The sequence below is a fragment of the Brevundimonas diminuta ATCC 11568 genome, from assembly GCF_000204035.1.
GTDB lineage: Bacteria > Pseudomonadota > Alphaproteobacteria > Caulobacterales > Caulobacteraceae > Brevundimonas > Brevundimonas diminuta.
Genome location: NZ_GL883086.1, coordinates 732,312 through 739,359, shown reverse-complemented (window position 1 = coordinate 739,359; position 7,048 = coordinate 732,312). Strand labels below are relative to the sequence as shown.

Sequence of the window (7,048 nt, the reverse complement as noted above, 5' to 3'; positions counted from 1 at the left end):
TGCGCCTGCCGCCGCATCCTTTCGGCGACTGGAACGACGCCGGGGCGGCGCCCCGGAAAGGCGGGGAGGAAGGGCGAGGCGGGGCGCCGGTACGGCGGGGATAGGCTCCGCCGGCCGGCGGGAGAAGATCCATGTCCCGTCACGCCCGGACCCGTATCCACCGCCTCGAGGCTCGATCCGACGTCGCCCAGGCGCAGTCCACGCCACCGACGACCTCGGTTCTGACGCGCAGCCAGCGCACCGTCCATCTCGCCGATCTCGACATCGCGCCCGAGAACCTTCGCTATGGCGAGGCCGCCGACGACGAGATTCCGCAACTCGCCGACACCATCGCCGCCGCCGGCCTGCTGCAGTTTCCGACCGTCCGACCCGGACGCCGTCGCGAGGCGGCCTTCATGGTGCTGGACGGCCGCCGCCGGCTGCTGGCTCTGCGTCTGCTGCGCGACGCCGGCGTCTTGGGCGACGATCATCCGGTCGAGGTCTTCGTCGAGACCGACCGGGCGCGCCAGGCGGCGGCGACCGTCCTGACCAATACGGCCGTGCCGGTCCATGTCGCCGACGTCGTGGTCGCCATCGGCCGGATGCTCAAGTCCCGGCTCACGGTCGTCGCGATCGCCCGGGCGCTTGGATACGGCGAAGTGGAAATCCGGCGGCTGGCGGCGCTCTCGGCCCTTCCGGCCGTCGCGCTCGAGGCGCTGAAGACCGGTCGGCTCACCCTACGCCAGGCCAGACTCCTGGCCCGGCTCAAGGACGCGGACGAACAGGCCGAACTGGCCCAGGGCGCGCTCGACGGCCATGGCCTGCCCGAATGGCGCATCACGGAGCGTCTCGACGCCGGGCGGACCACGACGCGCGACCCACGTTGCGGCCTGGTGACGCCCGCCCTCTATGCGGCTGCGGGCGGCCGGACCGAGACCGACCTGTTCGGGGAGCGGCCGCCGGTCCTGCTCGATCCCGACCGGCTGACGCAGGCCTGGATGAAACGGACGGGAGAGGTCGCAGCCCTTCTGGAGAGCGAAGGCCTGACGGTCCATCTCAGCGCGGGTCCGTCCCCGGACCTGGCCGAAGATCTGGAGCGACTTGGCTACGCCTACGGCGGCGCGCTTTCGGAGGCTTCGGCGACCCTCTACCGCGAGGCCCGTGAGCGCGCCCAGGCGGCCGCCGACGTCCTGGAGGCGGAAGGGGTCGGGGACGATGTCGTCGCTAGGCTGGAGCCCCTGATCCGCGCACGCATCGCCCAGGACCAGGCGGGATCGGGCGAGCGTGTCGCGACCGTCGTGGTGCTGCGGCCGTCGCTTCGGATCGGGGTGGAGGTCGAATGCTACGGACCAGCCGAGGCGGAGCCCGACGACGACGCCGGCTTCGAGGCCGACGATGAGGCGGCGCCGGAGATCTGGAGGCGGTCGCAGCCCGCCTATGCGCCGCCACGCGCCGAAGCGCCGGAGCCGGAGACCGAAGGGGTGACCCACGCTCTCCATGCGGTGCGCACCGACGTCGCGACGCGGGGGCTGATCCGCGCCCTGGCCGACGCGCCCGATGTCGCCCTGACCGCCCTGACGGCGCGTCTCTTTAGCGTCCTGGCGGTCCGCCCCTCGATAGGCCGTTCTGAATCCGCCCTGACCGTGACCGCCTCTGTCTTCAGCCCGACCGGCGGCCGGGTGATCGAGGCCCTGGATGGGGCGGTGCGCGAGCGTCTGGACGATCGACGTCGCGCCTGGGAGGCGTCCGGCCAGACCCTGGTCGCATGGGTGCACGGCCTGGCGGCCGATGACCGGCTCGGCCTGCTCGCCGAACTGACGGCCCTCAGTCTGGATCTGCGTGAAGAGAGGACGACCCTGGTCCGGGGATCGGCCCGGGCCGAGGCCGCCGAACTGGCCGCCCTGTGCGAGGCGGATGTCACGCGCGTGTGGACGCCGGACGCGCCCTTCCTTCAGTCGCACTCCAAAGACCAGTTGCTGGGCATGCTCGCGGCCATGGGCGCGTCGTCGGAGGAGGTCGGGCGGCTGAAGAAGACCGAACTGGTCGCCTGGACGGCCGATCAGGCGGCCGAACGGAACTGGGCTCCGGCCTGCCTGTCCTGGACGGCGCCGCCGGAAGACGACGCCGCGACCGAGGGCGCCGAACCGTCGGGTGAGGCGGACGGGCCGAAGGCCGAGCCTGGGTCGGAAGGGGGCGAGGCGACGGCCTGCGACGAGGCCTGCGACGGGGCCGACGTCGAGATCGGGGACGATACCGGGAACGAGACCGGGGGCGAGACGGGGAACGAACCCGGGCGCGATGACGATCCGGACCACGGCGGCCTCGATGGAGTTGGAGTCTTCGTGGTGACGCCGGCCGGCGAAGCCGTCCTGCGGAACCAGGCCGTCTGACGGTCGAGGGCCGGTTCCGTCGCGCGGCGCGCGGCGGGATCGGTCCGGGGGAGGGCGAAGGAAGGGAGGATCAGGGGCGAGGCGGAACAGGGAGAACGGCTCCCTGGACGCTTCGGATCAACAGGAGACTGAAGATGCAGACCATGGTGTTCACCGGCCGGCTGGCGGCCGACCCCCAGATCAGTCCGGACTTCGCCAAGGCGGTGTTCCGGCTGCTCGAGAAGCGCGGCGTGGACCTTGCGGGCAAGGACCGTATCGTCGGCGTCAACTGCGTCAGCTGGTCGAAGGGGCTGAACGAGAAGGTCATCGCCCGGGGGCTCGCCCAGGGCTGCGAAGCCCTCGTCGTCGGCGCCTTCATCGACACCGCCTATACGGCCCGCGACGGCACGGAACGCGCCGCCAAGGAACTGGTGGTGAACCGGCTGACGGTCCTCGACTGGGCCGAGGATCGCCAGGCCGCCGTTCCCGAACAGGCGGCCGCCTGATCCCTCATCATTCATTTCAAGGAGACTGACCATGCAGACCCTGACGCTTGAAGGCTATCTCACCGCCGCTCCTTCCATCCTCGCGGCGAAGGATTCCGGCAGGAAGCGCGCGAGCTTTCGCGTGCTGGAGACGACGCGGTTTCGTCGTTCGGACGGCACGCCGGGCGAGCGCACGACCGGCTTCAACTGCATCTGCTTCAACGAGGCGACGACCGAGAACTATATTGCGCCCTTCGCCCGGAAAGGCAGCCGGGTGGTGATCCAGGGCCATGTCGAAAATGACAGCTGGACCGGCAAGGACGGCGTCGAACACTACGACCTCCGCCTGGTCGTGGACGACATCCGGTTGAAGAACCGTCGCGAAAGCGCCACCGACGGAGACCAGTCCGCCGACGGCGGCATTCAGAAGGCCGGGGCCGCTCACGATCTGAACGACGACATCCCGTTCTGATCCAGATCCGGCCCTTTCAGGCTGACGTCCTGGCCCGGCGCCTCTGCGCCGGGCCATTGTCGTGTCGGCCAGGGAGGACGAAGGAAGGGAGGACGGAGGAAGGGCGGTCTGGGGCGAGCCGATCGGGCTCGCTGACCACGGGTTTCGTCATGACCGCCTCCATCTGGACCGAAGACAGGATTGCTCGCCTGACCGACCTCTGGCGCCAGGGGTGGAGCGCCGCCCAGATCGCCCGCGACCTGGGGCGCGAGGTCTCCCGCTGCGCCGTTCTCGGCAAGCTCCACCGACTGGGCCTGGGGCGCGGGCCTCAGGTCGCGGCCTTGTCCATCGTCCGGTCGCGAGCGGGCGCCCATCGACCGAAGACGTCCTTGCGTTCGCCTCGCGTTGATGCGCGGCCTGACATGCCCGCGACCGCCACCGCCACCGTCCTCACTGTCGGACGGGGGGAGTGTCGATGGCCCTACGGCCATCCGGGCGAAGCCGGGTTCGGCCTGTGCGGCCGGACGGTCGCGCGCGGCGCCTTCTGCGCCGCGCACGCCGCCGTCGGCTATCAGCGTCGATCCTGTTCGGTCGACAGTCTGCTGAGGTCGGTCGCCATCGACTGATGGGTATCCCGAACGCGAGTGCAGGCGACGACGGCCGGCCGTCGTCGCGGTCGGGGGCGTGCGTTGTCCATCGTCCCCATCGGCGCGACGGCGCCGAAAGGCGTCCTCGTCCCAAGAGGGACGAGGACATGCCCCCACACAACGCCCTCCGATCCTGTCACGTCACCCCGGCCGTCAACGGCTTCGCCGTTTCCCTCCACGGCCCGCGAGAGGCGGTCCGCTCCGGTGACCGCCGGGGGCCCCGACGTGGCCAGGAGCGGGGTCGTTGCGCATGGGGCGCTGCGACATTTCAGAACAGGAAATGATCCGATGCACAGCTCGAACCCCGCCTTCACCTCGCCCTTCGCCCAGAAGTCCGACTCCGCCTTCGACGACCTGACCGCCACGCTCGGCGATATGCGCCCGCATCCGACCGAGGAGGCCCTGGTTCAGCTCGGGCGCGCCCTCATGACTGAACTTCTGGACCTGATCTCCGACACGGCGCTGGAGGACTTCCAGACCCTCCTTGGAGAAGCCCTGATCGGCGCCTTCCATTCGGCGGCCGGACGGATCGAGCGCGATGCGGACCGGGCGCGCGATGCGATGCGCCGGCTGGATCGCGACTTCGACGGATCGGAGGCGGCCGACGTCGAACTTCAGGAAGCGACGGCCAGGGGCCGGGCCGGCGACGCGGCGACCAGGGCGGCCGAAATGATCCGGGACGCCGCGGCCGAGACCTGGACGGTCGCCACCGGCGAGGTCTGGACCGCCTGGCGCGGAAGCCGGCGCGGCACGCATCTGACCGCCGCCCTGCTGGAGGCGAAACAGGCGATCCGGGCGATCCGCAACCGGCGAGCGGAAGAGACCCATCCGGGCGGACCGGTGGTGGCCTTCAGGGGCGCGCCGACGGCTGACAGCCGCGACGATGCGGCGAGGATCTTCGACGCCCTGAACTGGGCCCTGGCGGAGTGGCCGGACATGGCGCTCGCGACCACGGGGGCGAAGGGCGCCGAGAAGCTGGCGATCCAGTGGTCGAAGCAGAAGGGGGTGAAGCTGATCCTCGCCCGGGCGGACTTCGACGCCCACGGCAAGGCGGCTCCCTTCAGGGCGAACGACGACCTGATCGCGCTCGAGCCGACCTGCTGCCTCACTCTGGCCCGCTCCCTGGACGAGGCGAGGGCGGCGGACGGGCGTCCGTTCGGGCCGGCGCTCAACCTCGGGCAGAAGGCGATGGAACAGGGCGTTCGGCATCTGGCGGTACGATCGCGACCACACTGAGAGACATCGACGTCATGGCGTTCGACCTGACCCGCTCGGCTTCGGCCGGGCGGGTTTCGTCATGCCGTCCGGAGGGCTGTGGCGGGCGGCGGCGGCCTCGTAGCGAAATGTGGCGGCGAGTTTGACGGGGTTTGATCGGATGTGGTCGGTGTTGAATGCAATGTCCGGAAATCTGGGAAATGGGGCTTAGGGCAAGATAAAAGGAGGAGATTGGCAGGCCCTTTTTCGCCTATATTCTCCATGGTTTAGACGGCGTGGAGCGTGGCTCTCACGACTTGCCGCAAGTCGCGGAATCCAGTCGTCGCCTTGGGCAGTGGATGGAGCTGTCGATGTTGGTGCGTGACCGCTTTGAGGAGCTTCTGACGCAGGCGCCGGAGGCCGACGACGACGGCTTGCGGGTCCAACTGCCCGGGAGGCTGAAACGCGACCAGTGCGATGTCCGCACCGCCATGTTCATTCGTCTGGCGGCGTCGAGAAACTTCGCTCTGGGGGACCGCGTCGGTGCGCTCAGGGCGGCGCAGAATCGGTCCGGCCGCGCCTTTCGGCTCGATGTTCGTCAGCGGGTGATCGTCAAGGCCATGGTCTCGCGCCATCTCGGGAAGGGGGCCGCCAGGGCCGCCGCCTTGGCGGCGCATGTCGTCTATCTGGGGCGGCAAGGCGCTGGCGTCGAAGGCGACCGAGCCGAGTTCTTCGACCGCGAAATCGACAACCTCGACGCCCGCGCAGCCGTCAATAATTGGGGCGGTGATCGGCACCACTTCCGCCTGATCGTCTCTCCGGAGAACGGGGAGCGGATACGGGACCTCCGGACCTATGTGCGCGACGTCATGGGGAGGGTCGGGGCGGACCTGGGTCAGCCCGGTCTGACATGGATCGCGACCTGCCACTACGACACCGACCAGCCGCACGCGCACGTCCTGATGCGGGGGCGGCGGTCGGATGGCCGCGACCTTGTCATCCCCCGCGACTATATCGGCTACGGCCTACGCGCCCGCGCCCAGGAGGCGGCGCAGGAACGATTGGGCGACCTGTCGCGCGTGGATGCCGAGCGAAGGGTCTGGAAGGAGACCCAGGCCGATCGGTTCACGGCGCTGGATCGGCGGCTCCTGGCGGCGGCCGATAAAGACGGACGTATCGACGACGGCGTGGGCGGGACCGACGCCTGGTCGGCCCTGACGCGAGGACGACTGAGAACGCTCGAAGAGCTTGGTCTGGCGACGCGGGAAGGACGGCGGTTTCGCATCAGTCCGGATCTGGAGACCACGCTCCGGGAGCTCGAGGTTCGGCGAGACATCATCCGGACTCTCAACCAGAGGCGCTTGGAAAGCGGACGCGTCGCGCAGATTGCGCGGCCGGGTCGTCTGGCGGGCGAGGTCGTCAAGGCGGGCTCGCACGATGAACTGGAGGCCAGGCGTTTTGTCATCGTGCGGGACGGCCAAGGCGTGGAGCAGTACGCCCGGCTCTCGGTCGGGACGGGGGCGCTGGTTTCGGGGCAGCACGTAAGCCTCGATGTCGGGGCTGCAGGCCTGGCGCAGATCATTCCCGGACGGGGAAGGGGCGTCGAACTTGGGTGATCTCTCGCCGAGACCAGAGAAACGGGTTCCCGGATCGGGACGTATGGCCACGCTATCGAGTTCCGTCTGCCACCCAAGCCGTTTGGCCTGACATGGCCCGACTGCCGGTCACCGGCCCCGCGCCAGGATTTGCGGCTCGGCTCAGGGGCGGGGGTAGAAGCGCGCGCGATCGGCGTCGAGCGTCACGCGTATCGCCTCGCCGATGGAGGGGGCTGGTCCCGTCGTTCTCAGCCTCAGGGTCTGGCCCCCGGCCTGAACGTTCACCTCGATGAAGGGGCCGCCGAAAGCCACGGCGACCACGGTCGCG

General features: G+C 69.8%; 6 protein-coding genes. All 6 read left to right on the top strand.

Annotated features, from left to right (window positions below; genetic code table 11):
• Window positions 1-131 precede the first annotated feature (131 nt).
• The 6 genes from BDIM_RS07345 to BDIM_RS07320 all read left to right on the top strand — a co-directional run bounded on the left by BDIM_RS07345 (window position 132) and on the right by BDIM_RS07320 (window position 6,741).
• The gene (locus BDIM_RS07345; protein WP_003164937.1) at window positions 132-2,369 is read left to right on the top strand and encodes a ParB/RepB/Spo0J family partition protein; all 2,238 of its coding nucleotides are present in this window, start codon (window positions 132-134) and stop codon (window positions 2,367-2,369) included.
• 134 nt (window positions 2,370-2,503) lie between these two features.
• On the top strand, window positions 2,504-2,854 hold the full coding sequence (locus BDIM_RS07340; protein WP_003164936.1) for a single-stranded DNA-binding protein: 351 nt from the start codon (window positions 2,504-2,506) through the stop codon (window positions 2,852-2,854).
• A gap of 31 nt (window positions 2,855-2,885) precedes the next feature.
• Window positions 2,886-3,305 (top strand): single-stranded DNA-binding protein, encoded by a 420-nt coding sequence (locus BDIM_RS07335; protein WP_003164935.1) that lies wholly within the window; start codon window positions 2,886-2,888, stop codon window positions 3,303-3,305.
• A gap of 149 nt (window positions 3,306-3,454) precedes the next feature.
• On the top strand, window positions 3,455-3,910 hold the full coding sequence (locus BDIM_RS07330; RefSeq protein WP_003164934.1) for a GcrA family cell cycle regulator: 456 nt from the start codon (window positions 3,455-3,457) through the stop codon (window positions 3,908-3,910).
• Window positions 3,911-4,219: 309 nt separating this feature from the next.
• A complete protein-coding gene (locus BDIM_RS07325; protein ID WP_003164933.1) occupies window positions 4,220-5,167 on the top strand; it encodes a DUF2493 domain-containing protein in 948 nt (315 codons plus the stop codon).
• A gap of 329 nt (window positions 5,168-5,496) precedes the next feature.
• The gene (locus tag BDIM_RS07320; RefSeq protein ID WP_040346681.1) at window positions 5,497-6,741 is read left to right on the top strand and encodes a DUF3363 domain-containing protein; all 1,245 of its coding nucleotides are present in this window, start codon (window positions 5,497-5,499) and stop codon (window positions 6,739-6,741) included.
• The last annotated feature ends 307 nt before the right edge of the window (window positions 6,742-7,048 follow it).